The sequence below is a fragment of the Noviherbaspirillum sp. FW303-A3 genome (genome assembly GCF_058788695.1).
In genome coordinates this window covers 531,493-552,775 of record NZ_JBYTAZ010000001.1, presented here as the reverse complement: position 1 = coordinate 552,775, position 21,283 = coordinate 531,493, and the positions used below count along the sequence as shown (strand labels likewise).

The following is a 21,283-nucleotide window of genomic DNA, read 5'->3' as shown; positions in this document are numbered from 1 at the left end:
TTTCGTCATCAGTCTTGTTTCATGTGCTTCGACAGCGCGAACACGCACGATGGAATGGTAGTGATGTCGGGTAGCGCGCTGACTGGAAACGAGGTCTGGAGCCGCGGATCGCGCCGGAAACGGTGGACCAGTTTGCAAAACGGGCAATCGTGATTCGTCGTCGGACGGACGCTGACGGCGGCGACATACTGGCTGGTGCACGCCGGGCATGTGACGAGCGAGAAGCTCGGCATTCTTACAGTCCACAATCCATCCATATGCGAAGCCAGGTCAAAGGCGCGATCGAAATGGACGCGCGGATGAGCGTGGCACACTGTCAGATAGTGCCGGTAACCTGTGACGAGTGCGTCGGTCGGGCCGAAGCCAAGTTCTCGAATGCGCCGGTAGATCGAGAGGAAGATCGAGGCTTCCGTCCGGTTGAGCAGATTGGCGCTGTGATACCACTCCGGCGAATCCGGCGCCCGACCGCGTTGCGCCAAGGTGCAATCAGAATAAAACAGATGGGTGAGTTGCCCGTGCGGCAAGCCGGTCACGTAGCCAACGGTACGGATGCGCGCGCCGAGTGCGACGCATTCCTTGGCCAGGGCCAAGGCACGTATATGACGCTCGGCATGGCTGAGTCTGGTCACCATGGTGTCGCGTCTTCAATGCGAGGAGGCCGCCCTGTGCGGCGGATGGACCGACGCAATCGGCCCGGCCAGCGGTGCCGGCAGTTCAAGAAGCCTCAGCAGGTCCTGCCGTGGCAAGAGCAGGCACTCCTGGCCGACATGGACTACGGTGACGAGGATCTGATCGAGTGACAGCCCGCTGATGGAATACGCCTGATCTGCCGACAAGCCGAACTTGCAGCAGGCAGCGGTCAAATCATGCTGGATGCTGTCGCGGATGGTGAGCAATGCAGAGAGGTTGAGAAGCTGTACATCGGAAAGCTGAACATTGCGCATCATTACTCCTCACTGTATGTCCAATAGGGGGGCATCGCTTGGCGCAAGCGCGACCACCGTCCCTATGAAAAGCAACCACAACTTGGGGTAGGGTGCTTCGCTTGCCGATATCAATCCTAGAGATATCGAATCGAAACGCAATCGGCAATGTCAGACACTGGTCGAGTGTCGCAAGAAAGGATGCCGATTTCGGATGATTTTCAGGGGGCGGTGTATCTCGTCCTCGACATAAAGGGCGAATCCCGCGTCATTACGCGTCCGGCAAACGCTCGCGCAATGCAGTGCGCTTCTTCCGGAATCTCGTTTCCCTGCAGGCGGTATACGTCCTCATGCGCGAATGCCTGCCACCCAGTCCAAGCGATGGATGTAGTTGCTTTTCAGAATCGTGGTTAAAAATGCAACATCGCTGTACACTTATCCCGCCTGTCGTTGACGGGCCGGTCACATATGCCCCGGCTATATCGTGTCTGGGTGTGCGCCGTGTGGACGGTTCTGCGCTTAATCGGGTTTTTTTGCATCCGATGTGGATCCGTCCACTATTTTTAATTCGCAGGGGCAGGTTGTTTTCCGGCAAGGGATGGCCAACGCAGATGCTGCAATGTGTTTGCGATTGTTCGGTGCGCGTTGCCGGCTCCTATTGGTCAATGGGCGGCGATGAAAATTACTACAGCGACGGTCATGGAAACGCATCTGCACGTCGGGCGAGAACGACTCGCGCTACGCCTTGTTGCAGAAGGGGACGGATTACTGTTGGAGCGGACACTGCAGGATCCGTTGCAGCGCACGCAAACGCAGGTCTTGTGTATTGCAAATCTGCAAGAACTCCATGAGTTCATGGCAAGCGATCCCTATTATCCGCGCTTTCGCGGGGATTTCGATCGTGTCTTCCGCCGTGCTGCCGAACTGTACGCAAAGCGGGGGCAGGCAGAATGACCGCAAAGCACGGAAGTCGGGGAGACGTCGACGTCATGGCTATGATCGAGGCCATCAAGACCTTGAAGAGCGAATCCGAGGTGATCGCGTTGACACGACAGTGCGTCGAGGCATTGAGCGCGAAGTATTTCGTCTATACGTCGTTTGTGAGCGATCATGCGCAGCCGGTGCAGGAAAGCCGGCGCTTTTTCATTGGCTGCTCGCCTGCCTGGTGCCAGCTCTACAATGCCCGAAAATGGTTCGAGACGGACCCGTTCGTCCTGTACGCCCAGAACAATAATACGGCCCCGGTACTGGGCTCCGAAATCGCACTGCAATCGGCGGGGCAGTCGGAAATGCTCCAGACCGCCGGCGAATACGGCTTCAAGTCATGCATGGTCATTCCTGTGCACACGGGGAATGTTTGTCATATGGGACTCCTCTATGTCGGATCGCCGGAAGCGCCCTGTGTCGGCGAGCCCAAGCTGATGCGAAACCGGGGTTACTATCGGCTGCTTGCTGCGGAACTGCTCGACTGGTGGGTGCGCCGTATCCGCGAGGAGGCGCTTGAGATATACAAGCTTGACCCGCTTGAAGTGGCGGTGCTGCAGCTCGAACTGGAAGGGTTTGCGGCCAAAGAGAAGGCCAGCGAGTTAGGGATCCCCCTCCATTCCGTGTACGCGATGTATCGCAAGATCAAGGCAAGATTCGACGTCGATAGCGTCCGAGATGCGGCACGCATCGCGCAATCTCGCGGCATTCTGCACAACACGGGGATGGCATGATGTGGTCGTATCTACTTGCCTTGTCCGTGCCGGTTGGCGCTGCGTTGGCTGCCGCTTGGGGGCAAACGGGATGGTTCTTGCTCGGGTTTGCGTTGGGGGTGCCAATGCTTGATGCTCTCATCGGGCGAGAAGGTGATGCTGCGCGTCCTCTGCAAACCAATGTGGTCGTGCTTTACCTACCCTATGTCTATATTCCGCTGTGGCTTCTGGCAATCTGGATCATTGGCCGCAGCTTGCATTCGGCCGGTGTCGCGGACTTCGCGCTGTTGAGCATCAATGTCGGCTTGATGGGCGCGTTTGCCGCTGTTCATGGGCACGAACTCATGCATCGAGGTTCGAATGGGGCACATTGGCTTGCCGACCTCATTTTCTCGATGATCGGCTATGGTCACTATACGACGTCCCACCTGCTGCACCACGCGCATACTGGGGATATGACGTTCGGTTCTGCCGCCCACAAGGCGCAACCCCTATGGGCGTATTTGCCTGCATCGGTGACCAATGGACTGGTGGAGGCGTGGCGGGTGGAGCGAGACAGGCATGGGGTGAATCCCGGCCGGAACCGCGTGTTGCGGCAGGCGCTGATGACGCTGGCCGGCGTTATGGTATTCGCGTTGCTGTGGGGGCCACGAGGAGTTGTACTGTTTGCTGCACAATCGATCATTGCCATACTGCTGATTGAAACGGTCGGGTATATCCAGCATTACGGCTTCACCCGTGCTCCGGGGAAGCCGACGGCCGAGGAATTGTCCTGGGATGGCGACTTCTGGCTATCGAATCGGCTGTTGATCAACAACCCCTGTCATGTCGAGCATCACCGACGGCCGGCAAAGGTGTTCAGCGAATTGTCGCCTGCGGGGCAGTCCTTGCCGGCAGGTTACTTCGTGTTGCTCTGGATGGCGATGATACCACCGCTCTGGTTTTCGATCATGGACCCAAAATTGGAGCAGGCCAAGGTATCGACGAGTGGTGCGGATCGGGGGTGACGTGACGGCAGTCGCGCGCAAGTGCGTCGTTTCAGACTGGGCGCTCGTCTGGATGTTGGGCAATTAATGCTTGTGCCGCGGCTTGCAGCGCAACGGGGGATAGATCGGGCAAGTCAATGGTCGGGGCGTCGACCAGCTTGGGATAGTGGTGCGCCGTCGAACGAATATAGGTCGGATCGTAATGGACGACCATGATGCGTTCAAACAATTCAGGCATGCGGCGTTGCGCCGCCATTTCCTTCCATGCGTCAAACTCCTGGTTGCCTATGTGCTTGCGCAAATGCTCAAGGCGGGCAACAAATGCCTCCGGATCTTCTTCGAAATGCTTGTAATCCTCACGCCAGAGGATCACACGTTGCTCCATCGGAGCATTGATTCGGAGAATTTTTCCGCGCACATGCATGGTTTCAAGCAGCGCATCCGGCAAGCGCACATTGCCGATCTTCTTGGACTCGGCTTCCACCCATACCGGCTTGTCGGGACTGACGGTCGACAGTTTCTGCAACAGCAAGCTGTCGAAGGATTTTTGTGTCGGCTGCATTTTGCCGGGCAGCGCGCCGATGACTGATCCGCGATGCGACGCCAGCGCCTCGAGGTCAAGGACTTGCGCGCCCAGCGCATCGAGTTGGGTCAGCAGGCGTGTTTTTCCGCATCCGGTCGGTCCCGAAAGAACGATATAGGTAAACCGGCGCGGAAAGACGGTCAGTTCGTCATTCACCCAGCGGCGATAGCCTTTCCAGCCGCCATCGAGTTTCTCCACCTTGAAGCCGATGGTATCCAGTGCGTCAAACCACAAGCGGCTTCGCTTTCCCCCGCGAAAACAGTAAACCAGGATCCGGGTGCTTTTCGGAAGGCCGGCAATGACCGTATCAAGATGGCGCGCAATATTCTTGAGGGAATAGGACACGCCAATGAGGTATGCGCGCATCTTGTCAGTCCGGTGCAGGGTCCCGACTTCGGCATATTCATCGTTCGTGGCAACCGGGAGGTTAATTGCTCCAGGGATATGATCCTCGGCGTACTCACGCTCGCTCCGCGCGTCGATGATCAAATCGTAATGGGCGAAGCGTTCCATGAGGCAAGGTTGATGAAGGAAAGCTTGATATTTTCGCACAGATGCACGCAGCCGAGTTCGCTAAAAATTGCCGAGATTTAGCACCTGTTGATGATTAAGATTGTGCGAGGAAACATCGAAACGATCATCAGAGGAAGGCATAGCGATGGACGCAGACTCGACCCTGGTTTCGATTGCCATGCTCGACAAGATCGCGGCTGGCGAAACCTATGATGCCGTGGCCGCACAGTATGGCGTAACCCGCAGCACTGTCGAACGGCGTATCAAGGCGATGGCGCTGCGGCTCTATCGGGAAATCGGCATTGACGGCATCAACGAAGAGGGACTGGCGTTCGCCTGCAGACTCAGGGCATGCCGATCGGCGATCAACGCGGCGGCCGAGCAGTACCAGACACGGCGGTCGCAGGACCGGCGTGGCGATCGCATCTTGACTGACAACGATATTCAGCTTGCCGTCTATCGAACACGGACCCGCAGTCCCTGTCCCCAACGCGATGTCGCATTGCTTTACGTACTGTTGACAACCGGCGCGCGGCCATTGGAAATCGCGCGTCTGGAGGTGGGGGACTACCTGCATGTAGATGGCCGGATCCGGGAAGAGTCGGAGTTTCGCGCCGACGCGGCGGTCAATCGAAAGAATCGGCCTTTATTGTTCACCAATGCCAGGACGAATGCATCGCTCGATGGCTATCTTGCCGAACGTCTGCGCAAGGGCTTCGGCGTCACCGGGCATAGCGAGTTCCGCGGGCTCGACCCGCGCAGCCGGCTGTTCTTGACCGAGGCGGGTGCACCGTTCGAGATCGTGAGCCATGGCGCACAGGGGCAGCGACGCTTTCTTTGCCGGGGCATCCTCGGCACCTATCACAAGATATTCCAGCGGATCGGCATTCCTGGTGTGTGCGCATTGAGTGTGCGGCGTACGGTGGCCGCGCGCATGTTCAGACAGGGGGCCAGAGAGGAACAGATCGGCAAGATACTGGGTATCAGCGAGAAGAAAACGGTACGCGACCTGCTGCCTAACCGCGATCCCCACCTGCCATCGGTCGTGCGCGAACTGGTATGAGCTTGTCGCAGCGATGGCGGGCTTCGCGATGGCACGGCGAGCAATGCTGCCGTCACCGGTAAAATCGGGGCCATCCGCGGTACGGATGGCCCGATATACCGGAGCGGGACGACAGAGCATCGTCCCGCTGTCCGCGTATGACAAGCGGTGCCTGATGGATTAGACCGCTTCCACAAGTCCTTTCCATTCACCGGCGGCCAGTTCGATCAACTTGCCGCCCAGTGCTTCAAACTCGGTCGCCCGGTCGTAATCCTCAATTTCCTGCGAGTAATGGGTGACCGCATTGACCAGACCATAGCCCGACAGGTCGCCTTCGACGATCAGGTGCCGCAGTACGCCGGCGCGTTCGGTGTCGTTGAGCGCATAGCGGTTGGCCAGCACCTCGACGGTCTTGACCGGATCGCCGGTCAGCGTGATCCCGATCGTCCGCCGCATCTTCTCGGCGACCTGACGAAAACTTGACTCCGATACTGCCGCTTGCACCACATCCCGCACCTTCAGGAAGAAGGCCTGGTCGTCCGCCGCCAGCGTATCGTCATGGAAGAGGGTGATCGCCTCCTCGTCCGACGGCAGGAGGCGCCCGACGTGCGTCTTGCGCAATCCATGGTCGAACGCGATCAAGCCGTTCTTACAGAGCAGGCGGTAGAGCAACGGCTGCACCGACAGCGTACCATGGCCGACCTCGGAATTCATGATCACGATGCCGGCCTGCAGCAGATCGCCCGGCGCCATCTCGGCCTGGATGCGCGGCGTGACCGCCTTGATGTACATCTTCGTCTCGGTCAATTCGACCGACTCGAAGCGCACATCCGGCAGCCGCTGCAGGATCGGCAGCACCGCTTCCGCCAGATTGACGTTATCCAGCCGCCGGTAGCGGTCCGACAGCACGGCCCGCACCTTGCCGTCGAGCGTGCGGATCATGCGCCGCTCGCGATCGTCCTGCAGCCAGGTGTTGATATTCTGGTCGAGCAGGCCTGGTTGCTCTTCGCGCATGCGTTCAAAGTACGCGAACGGGATCTTCAGCTTTTCAGCCAGTTGGCGGCGTGCCAGGCTGGTGATGCCATACTTGCCGATGCCGTCATGTTCTTCGATGAACAGCTTGCAACTACCGAGCTCATCGGTATGGCAGCGCATCATGGGCGAGGGCACAATCATGTCCCGCTTGCTGGCGAGCTGCCGCTCGAGTTCTTGCGCCAAATTCACGAGAGAACGTCCGTATTTCATGGGAAACCTCCAAAGAAGTGCGGGGACGGCATGACCCCTTGGCGGGATGTACGTCCCCGCGGGGTCAATGACTGGCTCGACACGACGAGCCGGCTCAGTGCGACGGATGTCGCGTGGTGAGGCAAGGGCTGCCTTCGATGCGCGTGGAACGCGGATCCTGGTATGGCAGCGACCAGTGGTGAAACCTTGTCCCCGGCGCTTTGGATAAAGGGCCGTGGAAAAGGCGGGTGCGATCGCCGACCTTGCGCGATCGCACCCCAAGCACTATGCCGCTTGCTGCATGTTCTCGAGTCGGGAACACCAGACATCGGCCCAGTCGCATCCCGCCTGCCGCGGCACGAAAACCTCGACGCGCCGCTGCCCGGTTCTTTTGTCTTCCTTCTTCAAGCGCCGCGCCAGCGCAAATGCGCAGGCCTGCCCGTCGTACTCGGCGTGGGCGTCGTTGTCGCTATAGATGCAGATGCGGCGTACCGTGTCCGGCAGCCACAGCTTCTCCATGTTGCCCGCGTTGAGCGCCGCCCATACCGGCTTGCCGGTGGACAGGTGGATGGCGAGCGCGGTTTCGATGCCTTCCGCGATCGCCAATTCCTCGGTAGCCTCGAACAGCCTGGCCGCCGCACCGATGATCCCGGCCGACAGCACTTTCTTTGCATCGCGTTGCTGCAACTTCTGACCGCCTTCCAGATAAGTGCGATGCAGCGTGACCGCGTGCCCGTCGCTGCCCTGGATGCAGGCCAGCATGGCCGGATACTCGGCCACCTTGCGCGATGTGCCGGAACCGTCCTTTTCGTAATAGCCAAGCGCCGGATGAAACCGCAATACCCTGGGATACGCGGCGAGCGACAGGCCGCGACGGCACAAATAGCGATCGACTTCATCGCCCGGCGTCACCGGGCGCGCTTCCTCCCAGATCCGCTTTGCCAGCTTCTTCATCCTGTCGGGGGGCGGTTCGTGCGACCACAGGTGCGCTTGTGCCGGTATCGGCATGCTGCCAACGCATTCCTCGATGCGCTTCAATATCGTCACGAAATCCCAACCGTGCACGCCCTGCAGCAGCTTGAGGCCGCCGCCCGGGCCGCAGCCACGGCAATGGTAGTTGCCTTCGCCATACTTGTCGGAGTACTGGAAACGGTCCGTTCCACCACACAGCGGGCAAGGCTGGTTGCGCTTGTTGAGAATTTTCTCGTCGACGCCAAGCGACAGCAGCAGCTCGGTCCAGCGGCCATGGGCGCGCCGCTTGATTTCGGCGACACGCGCTTCGAACGCATGGCTGTCCATCACGACCTCCCTGCAGCCGGTGCCGCATGTGCCGCGATGAGTTCGACCGCATGCTCGCCACGACCGCGTCCCACCGTCAACTGGAACGTCTTGCCGTGCAACAGTGGGTATTTTTCCAGCTTCAACTCCCGCAACAGCGAGTCGAGTGTCGCCTGGGGATCGACCGAACGCAGCCGGGGGATCAAATCCGCCAGCGCGTCGCGATCGAGGTCGCAGTCTTCTTCCAGAAACCGATCGTTCGAATCGATGAAGTCCGAGGCCTGCCGCACCGGCTCGCCGGAACATTCGCCGATGGGTACGAAGATCATGTCGTCGTGATAGACACCTTCGTCTTTGAGAGTGACGCCATCGTCGCCAGCCGTGATCGCCACGGCATCGCACAGAATGACCCAGGGCCAGATCCAGCGCCCTTCGAGCTTCACCCGGCATTGTTCGCCGACAGCAAGGACACCGATCGCTTCGTCATCGATGGTGCGCACATAGGGCTGGACCCAGTGATCGCGATGCAGCGAGGCCGGCGAAAAGACCAGGTAGCCCTTCGCTTTGGCCAGCATCCAGCAGGCGGCGTTCTCGCTGTTCACGGCATCGAGACTGACCAGGACGACACTACCGTCCTCAATCGCGCGGCGCGACAGGGAATGTTCTATGGGGGCCAGATAGTCGCACTCTTCGTAACCCTCTTGAATCGGATAGCCGACGATGCGCTCGCACACCTTTGTCGGTAAGAGCGGAATGGCATTGAGCAGGTCGAGATGACCCCACCCGCGCATCGCATCGAAGTAGGTGTCGACGAACGTTTCCGCGTCCATCCTTTCTTTTGCTTCGAGCAAGACCTGCCGCCATAGCGACTTCAGGCAGGCATCGATGCGCCTCTTCTGATCGTCCTCGTCGATCAGCTTGTCGCGGTCGGGCAGGCGTGCCACGAATTGCCTCGAATCCAGATGCACGACATTGACATGGCCGTCATCGAAATACGATGGCCGCATCACGCACAAGCCTTGCAGGAAGACCAGCGTCTGCGAAGCGTGCTTGCCGTTGCCCGTGCCGGACAGGTAAACCAGCCCGATATCGGTCGGCAGGAACGGCAACTGACCGATCGCGTGCATTCTTGGCAGCGCGCTGCCGTTGAACCAGACCGCGACCGGAAAGCCGCTGCACATCGTTTGCAGGCGATGCGCCAAACCCGGCAAGCGGACATCGTGCAGTTCGACGGCCGTATGCAGGTGGTGTTCGAACTCCACGACCTCAATCGGCTTGCGCGCGAGCGCGTCCCCGGTCAAAAAGTCGATCTTCCGGTGGCGTGACGCGACGATGCAGCGCGACGCGGAATACAGGCATTTCGAAAAGCCGATCCCGAACGGGCGCTCTTCGTCGCACGTATCCGGGTCCCAGCCGGACTCGTTGAACGTCAGCAGCTTCTGAAAATCCGTGATGCCGCAGCCGTCGTCGACGACGCGCAGCATGCCGGGCGCTTCGTCGTAAGTGATCTCGATGCGCCGCGCGCCGGCGCGCCGGGCGTTTTGCATCAGCTCGGAGATGAGCGTGAATCTGTCGGTGAAGGCATAGCGCTGATTGCGCAGCGCGCCTTCCTCATGGATGCGCACTTGTACTTGCATGTCTGTGCTCCTTGAATGCGGGCGGAGCACTGCCCCAAGCGGGACCATGCCCGCCTCGGGTTGAACTAGGGGCAACCTCAGGGGTTGACCGGGGATGTAAACAGCTGTCCCGCACGCAGCGCTTCGCCCAAACTGTGCGCATCGAACTCCGCTGGGAGCATGGTCAGCGTGCAGATGGGGTTGCCCTCGCGGTCGAGACGTTGGACCTGGTAGCCGTCCGGATGCCATAGAATCAGGTAGACGAGCCGGTCGGCGCTGGTGATGACGAACTTGCGTCCGAACCGGCCAGTCATGACCTCGCTTTCCTTGACCAGGAATTCAATGTCTTCGGCCGCCCGCACGGGGACCATCGCGCCAAGCTGTTGGCTGTTGTGTATTGCAGTGGACATGACGACCTCCTTGAAAGGCGCGCCCAAGCGGGCTCGCAGGGAAAGGTGACGCCGATAAATCGGGCGACGCCGGTTACGCAAACAAGTCGCCTTGCGCGGACAGCTTCTTGATTTGCTCGTTGATCCACTGCGGGTTTTTCGCCAACCGGCTTTCGACCCACTCGGGATGGTGGAGAACGGCGTCGCGCACCCAAGGCGGATAGCGCTTGAGCGTGGCGTTGAGCCAAGCCTTGACCTGGCTGCGGATCGCGTCGCGGATTTCCTCGGCATCGACGCGCCCGAAATAGGGTGTGGGCGACAAGGGACTGCAACCCACGACTTTCAGGCAATTGACGAACGAGAACGGCCGACTCTCTTTCTCGCGCTCGGTAAAGATCCAACGCAGGGTGTCGAGCTTTTCTTCGAGCGGCGTTTCCGGATCGGCGAGATCGCTCACTTCCTTGAGAAGACGCCAGTGCAGAAACACGATGTCTTCTTCGTCCCATTCGACGGCTGAGTCGTCATCGAGCGTGCCGGGCAGGGCTATGCTTTCGGGACCGGGCCGGATCGGCTGCAACGGGGTCGCATGGCCGCACTCGGACCATGCCCTTCCGCAGAGCACTTCCGGGAAGGCGGCCGATGGCGTTGGGAATGAACTCGCGTTCAACATCATTACCTCCAGAAAAAAATGGAGGCAATCCGCGCCACGGACGGGGGAGAAATGCCCCCGTGGGGTGGAACGACCGGTTGGAACCGGTGCTAACAGGACTGGCTTGACGACAGGGCGGGTGGACCCGCTTGACCGGTGTGCCAGCGACCGATCGGAGAAAACTTTCGGCGCGAGAGGGTTTTCCCGCTGCGAAAGGCATCTTCGACGACGGCGCAAGGCTGCGCGCGGCGGGTGCCGACAACGCATGCTTACATCACAACGAGTTGGACTCCAGGGCTTGCCTGACTACTTGCAGGGCCAGCTGCTGCATAAGGTCAAGTTAATTCGCTGTTCAGGGCACGTCAATGCCATATTGATGACGATCCCGGGCTGATGCCGAAATGGCGCTTGCCGGCGCCCGTTTTCTCGTGGCGGATGCGATGACGGCATCCGAAGATGGGCTTCAATCACGATTAACCGGTGGAGTTCCAACATGGCAGAGTCCCCCATCGTCCGCATGGATGAAGGCGCCGTCAATGCGCGTATTCTGGCCAAGGAGGTCAAGGTTGATTTCCGGCGCGTCGAGGCAGCCAGCGTGAAAATGATGGCGCGCTTGACGAGCGCCGAAGCGAAACGGCAGTTCGTACGCTATTTCAGCACCTTGCAACTCAATGCCCATTTTGTCTCGGTCATTGCCCGCACCAGGCTGCAACCCGAGGACATCGCGCGCGTCGAAGCCTTGCTGCGAGAACAACTCGTAACAGTGGCCGACGAGCTGAACAAGGGAATCGACGGTGCCGAAGCCTTGTTCAAGGCGCACGGCATTACCCGCGTGGCGACCTACGATACGCTGCCGCTCGAACTGGAAGTGGGCATTATTTCGTCCACCGGCAGGCGCTATTTCGAGATCATCAACAAGCTGGACCAAGTGATGCCGATGCTGCAAACGCTGGAGGTCCATGAAGTGATCACGACGGAGGAAGTCGATATTCAGCGCGCCCATTTCAAGCGCTTGATTCGCAATCTGGCGAGGAGCGCGCGCAATTTGGCGAGCGGATTGCGGCGGCGCATGAATGAGCTCGACGCCTTGAAGGCGCAACGGGAGCGCTTGCCGAGCGCGCAGGGCAATGACGTTGCGGATTCGATGGGGGATTCAGCGGTCACGGCCGCCGGCGCCGAACCGGATCGCGGCAACGAAGCAGTGCCGGCGTTGGCCGGTGCTGCTGTCGGTGCAAACGTGTTTCATGCAAGCGCGAGAGAACCGGAACATCTGGATTGAAAAATGGGCAAAGTCTGCAGGTGCTGGTGCAATTTGACCGCCGAGCCGGGCCATCCTAACTTTATTGCAGTCCGACATTGACCAATGCTGCCGGTGTTTCCCAGTCAAGGAGTTGACGAAAGGCTGTCCACGGCTCTTTGTCGGCTATTAGGTCGCATATTACTTCGTCCAGACGTGGGAATCCGTATTGTGATGAAGGATAAACCCCTTGCCTGGTCGCACGTTTATTGCGACACAGAAATATAATATTATGTAATTATGTGCAACGAACTAAGTGGGGCGCGCCTCTACCCGACCCATTAGGTTCCGAATTCCTCTACAACGTCCAACAAATACGGAATGTCTGTCCAAGCGAAGCTTAGAAAACCAAAGGCCAATCGCCTGGTAGTGAAGCGAGGTACGGTTCCACCGTCCGTCTTCCTGCACACGGTCTCCGACAAGGAGTGGGAGGAGTTCATCGCAGCTGCATGTCGCCAGCGGACGATCGGTTCCGCCAAGTACGTCTCCGTCAAAGTGCTTGGAAACGCCGGCGATAAAGGGCGCGACGTCGAAGCGCGGCTGCAAGCCGCTTTGGTTGCCGACGGCTGGGACTTGTATCAGGCCAAGCACTATGAACATCGCCTGACGCCAGGCAATGCCTATCCTGAGCTCGTGAAGTTCTTCGGCCATCTGCTGGCCGGGAGCTTCCCTGTGCCCAGAAAATACTACTTCTGTACACCGAAAAACGTCGGCCCCGAGTTGCACGACCTCCTGGCCAACTCTAACAATCTGCGTACGTGCCTTCTTCGCGCCTGGAAGGACGGCACCCATGGCCTTAAAGACCATGTCGCTAAGCTGACACCCGCAATGGAAGCGTTCATCAATGCGTTCGACTTCAAGCGTTTCGAGGAGTGCCAGGTTGTGGATCTGCTGGATTGGCACGCGCAAGACTCCATTGCTCACTGTGGTCTGTTCGGGATCGAGCCGGAACGTGGCGACGATCCGGCCGTGCCGGCGCAGGCCCAGCTTCATGAGATGACCTACGTCGAGGAGCTCATTCGTGCATACGTAGAGACTGAAAGCGCGCCGACGGATCTGGCCAAGGTGCTAGAAAATGAGGTTTATCGCGAGCATCTCGCCGCAGCTCGTGAAGCCTTCTATGCGGCTGAAGGACTTAAGCGCTTTAGCCGCGACATTTATGTTGAGGACGAGTTCGCGAAGTTGCTCGAGATGGTCAGAAAAGGGATCAGGCTCAAGGTCAACAGCCCGCTCCTGAAGACCGGTCTTCAGCGGCATGACGCAGCCATCGACGCTGCCCAGGGAATCACTGTGACGGACAGCGTGTTGCACACTCGACTGCGTGGCGGCGATTTGCCGGGCACCTGCCATCACCTAGTCAACGAGAAACACTTCACATGGGTTCGATGAGCCGCAAGCATCCGGAGCTGTTCAATACCTCGTTCGAGCTCGGGTTACGCATGGTCTACCTGCTGTTCGCGCTCAGGCCGGGTGGCGCAGACCTACAAAAGCTCGTGCTGCTTGACTATGCGATCGTCTACTCCCAAGACGTTGGCGGCCCCGCCAGCCTTCACACACCGGTGCCATACCGAAACGCAGAGCTGTTCAGCAGGCGTGAACGGATTGAGCAGGGCCTTTACATCATGAGCACACGTGGTCTGGTCGACGTTGTCCTTGACGATAGAGGTATGACGTACATCGCCGGCTCGAGCAGCTTCACTATGGTCGGTTCTTTGTCGTCGAAGTACTGGCGCGATTTGCAAGAGCGCTGTGTCTGGGTGGCCAAGCAGTTCGGCCGGGCCAGCTCGACCGAACTTCTGAGCCTCTTTTCCGAAAGCGGGCACCTTTGGGGCGCGGAATTGGAAACCGTTAAGCAGCCGTATCTCCTATGACAGTCAAGCTCGTTTCGCTGGCCGCTACTGGCCCTGATAAGCCCGAGGCTCGGGTCGATTTCCGTGATCCTGCGATGCTCGTGCGCGGTCCAAGCGACACGGGAAAGTCGTATATCCGCGACTGCCTGTGGTACCTACTCGGGGGAGACAAGCTGCCAAAGAAGATTCCCGAGGCGTCTGGCTACGACCTGCTCACACTGGAGCTTGAAGTCGATGGCGGCAAATACGAAGTACGTCGCGCTCATGCGGGAGGCGATTCGAGCCTGATCAAGATCCGCGTGGGTGAAGATGGCGAGCCAGTGCGCGAGATCATTGAGGAAGATATCGGCGACTTCCTTGTGCGTCACGCCGGTGCGGCTGGCAAGCAATTGCTCAGATCGCGCTCCAAGCGCGGCGTTGTTACCGGGGGGGATCTGCGCCATTGGTTCCTGCTGTCCCAGCCAGCCATGATCAGCGAAGACGCGACTGCCGGTCAGGTCGCTAATGCGACCCAGCGGATCGCGGCCTTCCACATGTTCCTCACCGGCACGGACGACTCCGCCATCGAACTGGTCAAAACGTCGAAAGAGCTGGATCGCATCGCTGGACAGATCCTCGGAGTCGAAGAAGCGCTGCGACGCGTCCGTGCAGATCTGCCCGACGACCAGACCAAGGAAGATGTTGCCGATGCCCTCGAGCGCGTAGACGTTGCGCTGGGCGCGATGACGAGTCACTACGAGACCCGGGCCAGCTCGCTCAAAAACGTCCGCTACGACATCCTGAGAAAGAGCGCTGAGCTCCAAGCTGTCGAGCAAGAACGGAATCACAGCCTCTCCATGATTGAGCGGTTTGATTTGCTCAATGCGAAGTACGAGAGCGACAGCGAACGTCTTGGGGCCACTTGGGAAGGCGTTGCGATGTTCCAGGCGCTTGAGGAGGTTCCATGTCCGCTATGCGGGACTCCTGCCGAGGCGCAGGTCGATCCGCGGCAACTGCGCCAGGGCGCTCAGGACAGCTACCGAAAAGCATTGAAGGCCGAGCTTGAGAAGATCGTCGTGTTGCGACAAGGGCTCGCCGGGGCGCTTGCTCGCGAGCAGGACCGTTCCGCTCGCTTAGGGCAGGCCGTCCGGGATATCCGTGCGGAGCTCAATGAGCTTGAGGCGACCGAGAAGGCGCGTGTGAACGAAACGCGCTACGAGTTCTCCGGCGATCCCAAATCCCTCGCCGTCCGCCGCAGCGCCCTATCCGAGCAACTGGCCAAGTTCGACGACGAAGCTCAGCTCATAGCTGAGCTTACCCGGCTGACCAACGCCAAGAAGCAAAAGAAAATCCCGCTAAGTCGAAATGTTGGCGACGCGGCAACCCAGGTCGCGGCGCACGCCCATCGCTACCTGCATGCCTGGGGCTTCACCGGCATCCAGTCGGTGCTGCTCGACGCCGATGCCTGTGACCTCATCCTCGACAGCCGTGCTCGCCTAGACTTTGGTGCTGGTAAGCGTGCGATCTTTCTAGCGGCGTTGACGATTGCTGTCATGGAGCATGCCGTCGGCAATGGTTACCCGCACCTGGGCTTCGTCGTCATCGATTCGCCACTCAAGTCCTATGCCGACCCGAAGAGCAAGGAGCAGCGGGACGTCGAGGTGTCGACCGTCACAGATCGATTCTATGCATGGCTTGCCCAGTGGGAGGGCCCTGGTCAGCTCATCATTCTGGAGAATCAAGAAATCAAGATCGAATCGAAGGCGTTGTTGAAGCCACTCGAGTTCGTCGGGGATGGTGATGATGAAGGTCGTCGAGGCTTCTACCCCGGAATGCCCAAGGACACCAACGAGGCTTCGGCCTAGTACGCTAACGGCGGCCGTTTCGCCAGCGTTGATCATCGCGCCACTGTTGGCGACGACAAATCGCACCATTTCCGATCAGTCCGAACAGCATCAATAGGACAGCTCCAGACTCGGGCACTGAGGCAATCTCGGATGTACTGAATGAGGGCTTCAGTCGCGCAGAGCCGCTGATTGTAACTGTCAGGAACCCTCCAACCCCGAAATTGGCGTTCCTTATTAGAGGGACGCACCCGCGCGATCGTCAGCCACGACAATTGTCGTGAGTGACCGCTCGTGGACGGGGCTGGCATGTCGGTCGCGAAACCTTTCTGTCAGCTCCCGCCGCAGAGCAGCTTGTCATTCGAAAGTCTTCTCTGTCCACCCCAAGCCGATTTTTTCCGGTGGTCGAAGTGGTCAACGCCGGCGAGGTATCGAAAAATCAGTGGAAGAGTGCCGAAATAGGTGATCATGTGACCCGATTGCGCACTCCACCGTAGAGCAGCATGGGCCAGCCGAATGGACTACGCGCTGGATCTGTCATGTCATGCGGGCGGGGCGAAGACATTGCAACACTTCGCATGGTTGCTCCTCTGAACGACGTACGCAGCAATTGAATTCCGGGGGCGTGATGCGCAGCCAGTCGAAATGCACTCAAGCGTGCAGTGCTTTTGCCATTGCACCGAGCATTGTCCATTTCGGATATTGAATTTGTCTTACGTCTGATTTACCGTGTCAGCAAGTCGCATGCAGTCGCGGCCTCGTCGCAGTCGTTACCTGCCCATTCATCGCCTCCGGTCCGCGCCTGTACCAAGCCGGTACAGGCTGAGGGGCGCGACTAGTCGCCTAGAGCGCTGCTTTCATTGATCGTGCCGTTCGCATGGCTTTTTCATGTGGGTACGCACGCCATTTTCCATTCACACCGATCGGCCGGGAATGCCCTGGTGTGATATCGCGTTTATTTATCCCTAGCGGCCCTGCGAACCTGACCTAGCATGGCCGCGACCGAGCGGGTCACCTTTATTCATCCGGCGCATGCCGATGAAAGGTTTGATCATGTCTACAACGCTTTCGACCAGCATTACCCTTCCTGCAACCGGCTTTCTGCGGCAGCCGCAGGTATTGGCCTTCATTCCCATTTCAAAATCAACCCTATGGCGACGCGTGGATGCCGGGACATTTCCGTCGCCGGTCAAGCTTTCGCCGCGTGTGACGGTGTGGCGGGTGGAAGACGTGCGGCGCTGGATTGCGGAGCAGGGCAATAGCAAGGGCATCCATATGGATAGCGAATGACCGGTGCAGACCAAGGCTATCCACGCATGCGCATAGTTCCGAGCCATCGCGCAAATTTTGATCACGGTGTGTTGAAGACTGGTCCGATGTTTTCGAGGCCGTCACGCGGCGGATGCCATGACTAATGCCGAAATCACCGCATTTAACGATCGATTATGCTTGGCAGGTAAGGCGCCGACCCGCGAACATGGGGCGTACCGTTTGCAAGGAGGGCGCCCAACATGGAACCAGACACCACTTTGATATCGATAGCGATGCTCAAGGCCGTCATCGCCGGAAAAACCTACGATGCCGTAGCAAACGACTATGGTGTCACTCGATCTGCCGTGGAACGGCGCATCAAGCTTCTTGCACGGAAATTGGCCAAGGAAGTCGGCATCGACGGGATCAATGAAGGCGGGCTCGCCTTCGTTCAGCGCCTGAGAAACTGTCAGGCGGCCGTGACCGCCGCGCTCGAACGGTACACGCCCGACATGGCGCGCGAGCGGCGCGCCGCACGGATCTTGACCAACGACGACATCGCGTTCCTGGTGCAGCGGACACGCGCGCGCAGCACTTGTCCCGGCCGGGATGTGGCGCTGCTGTACGTCTTGTTAAGCACGGGCGCGCGGCCGCTGGAAATCGCCCGCCTCGAGGTGCGCGACTATCTGAACGAAGACGGCAGCGTGCGGGAACAATCGGAAATGCGCGCGGAAGTCGCCGTCGGTGGCAAGGCCAGGCCGCTGTTTTTCGCCAGCACCAAGGCACAAGAGGCGATCGATCGCTATCTGGACGAGCGGGTGCGCGGTCACGCGGGCATGGAAAAATTCGCCGATTTTCGGGGGCTCGATCCGTGCGGCCGGCTGTTCCTGACGGAGGCGGGAGAACCGTTTGAGATCGTGCGTCACGGCGCGACCGGACAGACGCGCTTTCTGTGCCGGGGCATTCTGCATGCGTACCGCAAGATATTCCGGCGCACGGGGCTGGAAGGCGTGTCCGCGCTCAACGTGCGGCGCACGGTGGCCGCTCGGCTGTTCGAACGCGGTGCCGAAGAGGACCAGATCGGCGAGGTATTGGGAATTGGCGAGATGAAGTCGGTGCGGGAATTGCTGCCTAAAGTCCGCCAACCGCTGCAGGCGGTGGTGCGCGAACTGGTGTGAGGACGGTCTTGGCGTGTGACCGCGCGAAAGGCGAAAGATGGAAGAACAGCGCTTTTTCATCAAGGGAGCCACTTACTCTGCGACGGATGCACGCTTGCAGGAGGCGCTCGCGCGGATCTACGAGACGCCGGAACGGCCGCGCTGCCTGTGCATTCGCGGCGGCGTCGACATGTATGTCGCCAGGCATCGGCTGTATGTGGTCAAGCGCATGCCGGGTACAGGCAGCCGGCACCATCCGGCCTGCACGTCCTTTGATCCCGAGTTTGGGCAATCCGGGCTGGGCGAGCTGATGGGCGACGCCGTGATCGAGCGCTCGCCGGATTCGGTCGAGTTGCGGGTGGATTTCCCGTTGGCCAGGGTGCCGGGGAGGGCCATTCTGCGCGGGGAACCGGTACCGCCTGCGGAAATCAGTGCGCCGCGGCATCGAATGAGCCTGCGGGCAGTGATGCACTACCTGTTTGAGCGCGCCGGGTTCCATCGCTGGAGCCCGGCGATGGAAGGCAAGCGCACCCAGGCGGTAATCCACAAATACCTGATGGAAGCGGCGGCGGAGATCGAGATGAAGGGCGCGCGACTGTCGGAGCGGTTGTACGTGCCGGAACAGTTCAGCGAGGAGCGCAAGGCCGAGATCGCCGAGCGGCGCCGCGCCAAGCTGTCGATCCTGCTGTCGCCGGCTGAAGAGGCGCAATTCAAGATGGCGCTGGTGCTGGGCGAACTCAAGGGGACCGAAGCGGCGCCCTTCGGCAGAAAGGTGTGGATCAAGCATATGCCCGATGCGCCGCTATTCATCGACAACAAGGCGTGGGAGCGCATCGAGAGAGCGTTCGGCGCCCTGCTTGAGGCGCGCGACGCGGATACGAAATCCAGGCTGCGGGTCGTGATTGGCGCACTGGTGTATGCGAAGCGGGAGCGTACGTATCAGATCGATACCGCCAGCCTCATGCTGGCAACCGAACACTGGATTCCGATCGAGGGCATGCACGAAGTGGGCTTGCTGGAAGCGCTGACCGGAGAGAAGCGGCGGTTCTTGAAACCGCTGCGCTATGATGCGCGTAGCGCGGCGCCATTTGCCAATGCCTTGTTGCTCGACACGGGCGACACGCCCACCCCGCTGCATGTCGTCAGCAGCTTCATGGATGCCAAAGAGCGGGCGGCAAAGGAAAAGGCGGTTAAAGCCAACAACGCCGACGTTTGGGTATGGTACACGGACGAGCCCATGCCGGCGTTCGCCAGACCGTACCAGCGGGACGAAGCGCAGCTTGCACGGCGAGGCGTTGACGAAGGTCTTGGAACTGCTTCCACGGACAACCGATGAACGCATTGAGAAGCGGTCACGTGCGGCGTTTTGCGCGTGCACAGGTTTGCGTCCGCAGCAGCATCCTTACTACAGGTCAGATGCTTCGCCAATGATAGGGGCGTTCTGCGGGGTTGGCTCGAAGAGGACTAATCTACGCATTCCGCGCAAGTTGATGTAGCAGGCCGAGCCGACTACTGACTACTGACTTGAAAGAGCGGAGTCAAGCGAGATCCTGGTAATGCGAAATACATCGCATTGCATAGGAGCCTCGGCATGACAAACGCCATCGTTACCATCAACGGATCAAGACCGTCCGTACCGTCGATTCTCGGAAGCCGGACCGTTCGCATCCCGACCGCCGGCAAAATCCGGGCCGGCATCAAGGTTCTCACGAAGCGAGCGGCGGACAATCCCACTGCCAGGGATATTTACGAACGCGGCGTCGCCCAGAACCATTCGTTCGACGAGATCGAGCATGCCATCACCCAGGCGGTGCCGGACCTGAAAACGCCGCTCGTTCCAAAAAACGTCGCCTGGTTCACGGTCCGGCCCGGGGACTTTCCCAATCCCGAGATCGCCAGACAGATCATCGATAACTTCGGCGAGGACAGGGGCGACGGCATCCGGCGCCTGTATCGCTTTCCCGTGATCTTCCCCGCCGATCACTGGCAGGCAGTGATGCCGCACGAACTCGTCGTCTGGGGCGCGCACGAAAAGAAGTTCTGGAGCGAATATGCGCCGGATGGGCAGGTTCGCTACTGCAAATGTTACGCACCGGTGCCGATGGATCAGAGCGGCAAGCGCGCCGTGCGCCTGTTCGGCGGGCGCAAGACCATGCTGCGGCAGGAGAACGGCGGCACTTGCAATCCCGAAAGCTGCCCTGAATTCCAGAACAGAAAATGCAACTTGGCGGGGCGGTTCATTTTCTTCATTCCCGGCATCAAGTCGATCGATGCCTTCGAGCTGCAGACCAACAGCTTCTACGCGATGAGCCGCGCCATCGAGCAATTCAAGACACTGGCATTTCTGCGCGGTGGCCGGATTTCCGGGTTCCTGGACGGGAAGCAGACACCGTTCTATCTCACCAAAACGCTGCGCGAAGTCCCGCATCTCGACGACGAAGGCCGGGCCGTGCGATCCGCGCATTGGATCATCGAACTGGAAGCGCCGATCGACATCACGGCCTTATTGCGTGCGCAGGACGATGAAACGGCATTCGTGAACGCACGAGCTGCCGCGCATGTGCTGGAAGGTGCAACCATCGACAGGGACGTGGCAGAGGAGCGTTCCGATCCGCTCGGCGCGCCGGCGAGCGATGCGGTTGCAGCGAGTCAAAGCGGAAGTGATGTCGAGACGCCAGCACCGATGCCGCAATCCCGCTCAACATGGGTTGCGGCAGGAAGTCTGGCCGCCGGCGCCACGCACGGCAGAGCGACGCGGTCGCCAGGCGCGAATGACGTCAGCGAGGAGCAGGTGATCGCGGCCGTCGGCGAGTTCGGACTCGAGGCGACGCGCTACGCAGCCTACGCCGCCAAGCGCTGGGGGCCTGGCTGGAAGTTGAATGCCAACGGCCGGCGCCGTGCGCTGGATGAGCTCGATCGCTACCGGAACGACCCGGAGGGCTTGGCCGACAAGATCGACACCGAATTGCGCACCTCCCACACCGACACTTGAACAGCCGCCGTCA

General features: G+C 59.8%; 20 protein-coding genes. 12 read left to right on the top strand and 8 right to left on the bottom strand.

Annotated elements, in window-relative coordinates:
• Positions 1 to 8 precede the first annotated feature (8 nt).
• Positions 9 to 632 carry a FlhC family transcriptional regulator gene (locus AC3WOY_RS02640; protein ID WP_492420825.1) on the bottom strand — a complete coding sequence of 208 codons (624 nt, stop codon included), beginning with the start codon at positions 630 to 632 and terminating at the stop codon, positions 9 to 11.
• A 12-nt stretch (positions 633 to 644) separates the two neighbouring features.
• Entirely contained in the window at positions 645 to 947 is a 303-nt protein-coding gene (locus AC3WOY_RS02635; RefSeq protein ID WP_492420824.1) for a hypothetical protein, read from the bottom strand.
• 651 nt (positions 948 to 1,598) lie between these two features.
• Between AC3WOY_RS02635 and AC3WOY_RS02630 the strand changes: the two genes are divergently transcribed.
• From AC3WOY_RS02630 to AC3WOY_RS02620, 3 genes are read left to right on the top strand one after another with little or no spacing between them, the layout of a single operon-like run.
• Positions 1,599 to 1,877, top strand: a complete 279-nt coding sequence (locus AC3WOY_RS02630) for a hypothetical protein (protein ID WP_492420823.1) — start codon at positions 1,599 to 1,601, stop codon at positions 1,875 to 1,877.
• A 41-nt stretch (positions 1,878 to 1,918) separates the two neighbouring features.
• Positions 1,919 to 2,641, top strand: coding sequence for an autoinducer binding domain-containing protein (locus tag AC3WOY_RS02625; RefSeq protein WP_492420822.1), 723 nt, complete (start codon positions 1,919 to 1,921; stop codon positions 2,639 to 2,641).
• Positions 2,638 to 3,627, top strand: a complete 990-nt coding sequence (locus AC3WOY_RS02620) for a fatty acid desaturase (protein WP_492420821.1) — start codon at positions 2,638 to 2,640, stop codon at positions 3,625 to 3,627. The genes AC3WOY_RS02625 and AC3WOY_RS02620 overlap by 4 nt, the downstream gene beginning before the upstream one ends.
• Positions 3,628 to 3,658: 31 nt before the next feature.
• Here AC3WOY_RS02620 and mnmH read toward each other — a convergent pair whose 3' ends face one another.
• Positions 3,659 to 4,702 carry a tRNA 2-selenouridine(34) synthase MnmH gene (mnmH, locus tag AC3WOY_RS02615; RefSeq protein ID WP_492420820.1) on the bottom strand — a complete coding sequence of 348 codons (1,044 nt, stop codon included), beginning with the start codon at positions 4,700 to 4,702 and terminating at the stop codon, positions 3,659 to 3,661.
• Between the two features lie 145 nt (positions 4,703 to 4,847).
• On the opposite strand from mnmH, the gene AC3WOY_RS02610 reads away from it, so the two are divergent.
• On the top strand, positions 4,848 to 5,765 hold the full coding sequence (locus AC3WOY_RS02610; protein WP_492420819.1) for a site-specific integrase: 918 nt from the start codon (positions 4,848 to 4,850) through the stop codon (positions 5,763 to 5,765).
• Positions 5,766 to 5,924: 159 nt separating this feature from the next.
• On the opposite strand, the gene AC3WOY_RS02605 is transcribed toward AC3WOY_RS02610, so the two are convergent.
• The 5 genes from AC3WOY_RS02605 to AC3WOY_RS02585 form a co-directional block, all read right to left on the bottom strand.
• The gene (locus AC3WOY_RS02605; protein ID WP_492420818.1) at positions 5,925 to 6,989 is read right to left on the bottom strand and encodes a DUF932 domain-containing protein; all 1,065 of its coding nucleotides are present in this window, start codon (positions 6,987 to 6,989) and stop codon (positions 5,925 to 5,927) included.
• Between the two features lie 264 nt (positions 6,990 to 7,253).
• Positions 7,254 to 8,267 carry a DUF7146 domain-containing protein gene (locus AC3WOY_RS02600; RefSeq protein WP_492420817.1) on the bottom strand — a complete coding sequence of 338 codons (1,014 nt, stop codon included), beginning with the start codon at positions 8,265 to 8,267 and terminating at the stop codon, positions 7,254 to 7,256.
• Positions 8,267 to 9,883: an ATP-binding protein gene (locus AC3WOY_RS02595; RefSeq protein WP_492420816.1), complete on the bottom strand. Its 1,617-nt coding sequence runs from the start codon at positions 9,881 to 9,883 to the stop codon at positions 8,267 to 8,269. The genes AC3WOY_RS02600 and AC3WOY_RS02595 overlap by 1 nt, the downstream gene beginning before the upstream one ends.
• Positions 9,884 to 9,960: 77 nt before the next feature.
• The gene (locus AC3WOY_RS02590; RefSeq protein ID WP_492420815.1) at positions 9,961 to 10,272 is read right to left on the bottom strand and encodes a hypothetical protein; all 312 of its coding nucleotides are present in this window, start codon (positions 10,270 to 10,272) and stop codon (positions 9,961 to 9,963) included.
• A gap of 73 nt (positions 10,273 to 10,345) precedes the next feature.
• Positions 10,346 to 10,924, bottom strand: coding sequence for a hypothetical protein (locus AC3WOY_RS02585; RefSeq protein WP_492420814.1), 579 nt, complete (start codon positions 10,922 to 10,924; stop codon positions 10,346 to 10,348).
• Positions 10,925 to 11,393: 469 nt separating this feature from the next.
• Here AC3WOY_RS02585 and AC3WOY_RS02580 point away from each other — a divergent pair, with 469 nt between their 5' ends.
• The 8 genes from AC3WOY_RS02580 (at position 11,394) to AC3WOY_RS02545 (ending at position 21,270) form a co-directional block, all read left to right on the top strand.
• Positions 11,394 to 12,179 carry a DUF1845 domain-containing protein gene (locus AC3WOY_RS02580; protein WP_492420813.1) on the top strand — a complete coding sequence of 262 codons (786 nt, stop codon included), beginning with the start codon at positions 11,394 to 11,396 and terminating at the stop codon, positions 12,177 to 12,179.
• 339 nt (positions 12,180 to 12,518) lie between these two features.
• Complete coding sequence (locus tag AC3WOY_RS02575; RefSeq protein ID WP_492420812.1) at positions 12,519 to 13,586, top strand: ABC-three component system protein; 1,068 nt, start codon at positions 12,519 to 12,521, stop codon at positions 13,584 to 13,586.
• Positions 13,574 to 14,068 (top strand): ABC-three component system middle component 2, encoded by a 495-nt coding sequence (locus tag AC3WOY_RS02570; protein WP_492420811.1) that lies wholly within the window; start codon positions 13,574 to 13,576, stop codon positions 14,066 to 14,068. The genes AC3WOY_RS02575 and AC3WOY_RS02570 overlap by 13 nt, the downstream gene beginning before the upstream one ends.
• A complete protein-coding gene (locus AC3WOY_RS02565; protein ID WP_492420810.1) occupies positions 14,065 to 15,891 on the top strand; it encodes a hypothetical protein in 1,827 nt (608 codons plus the stop codon). The genes AC3WOY_RS02570 and AC3WOY_RS02565 overlap by 4 nt, the downstream gene beginning before the upstream one ends.
• A gap of 1,017 nt (positions 15,892 to 16,908) precedes the next feature.
• Complete coding sequence (locus tag AC3WOY_RS02560; protein ID WP_492420809.1) at positions 16,909 to 17,160, top strand: helix-turn-helix transcriptional regulator; 252 nt, start codon at positions 16,909 to 16,911, stop codon at positions 17,158 to 17,160.
• A gap of 221 nt (positions 17,161 to 17,381) precedes the next feature.
• Complete coding sequence (locus AC3WOY_RS02555; RefSeq protein WP_492420808.1) at positions 17,382 to 18,299, top strand: tyrosine-type recombinase/integrase; 918 nt, start codon at positions 17,382 to 17,384, stop codon at positions 18,297 to 18,299.
• A 37-nt stretch (positions 18,300 to 18,336) separates the two neighbouring features.
• On the top strand, positions 18,337 to 19,614 hold the full coding sequence (locus AC3WOY_RS02550) for a DUF1173 family protein (protein ID WP_492420807.1): 1,278 nt from the start codon (positions 18,337 to 18,339) through the stop codon (positions 19,612 to 19,614).
• Between the two features lie 255 nt (positions 19,615 to 19,869).
• Positions 19,870 to 21,270 carry a recombination directionality factor gene (locus AC3WOY_RS02545; RefSeq protein WP_492420806.1) on the top strand — a complete coding sequence of 467 codons (1,401 nt, stop codon included), beginning with the start codon at positions 19,870 to 19,872 and terminating at the stop codon, positions 21,268 to 21,270.
• The last annotated feature ends 13 nt before the right edge of the window (positions 21,271 to 21,283 follow it).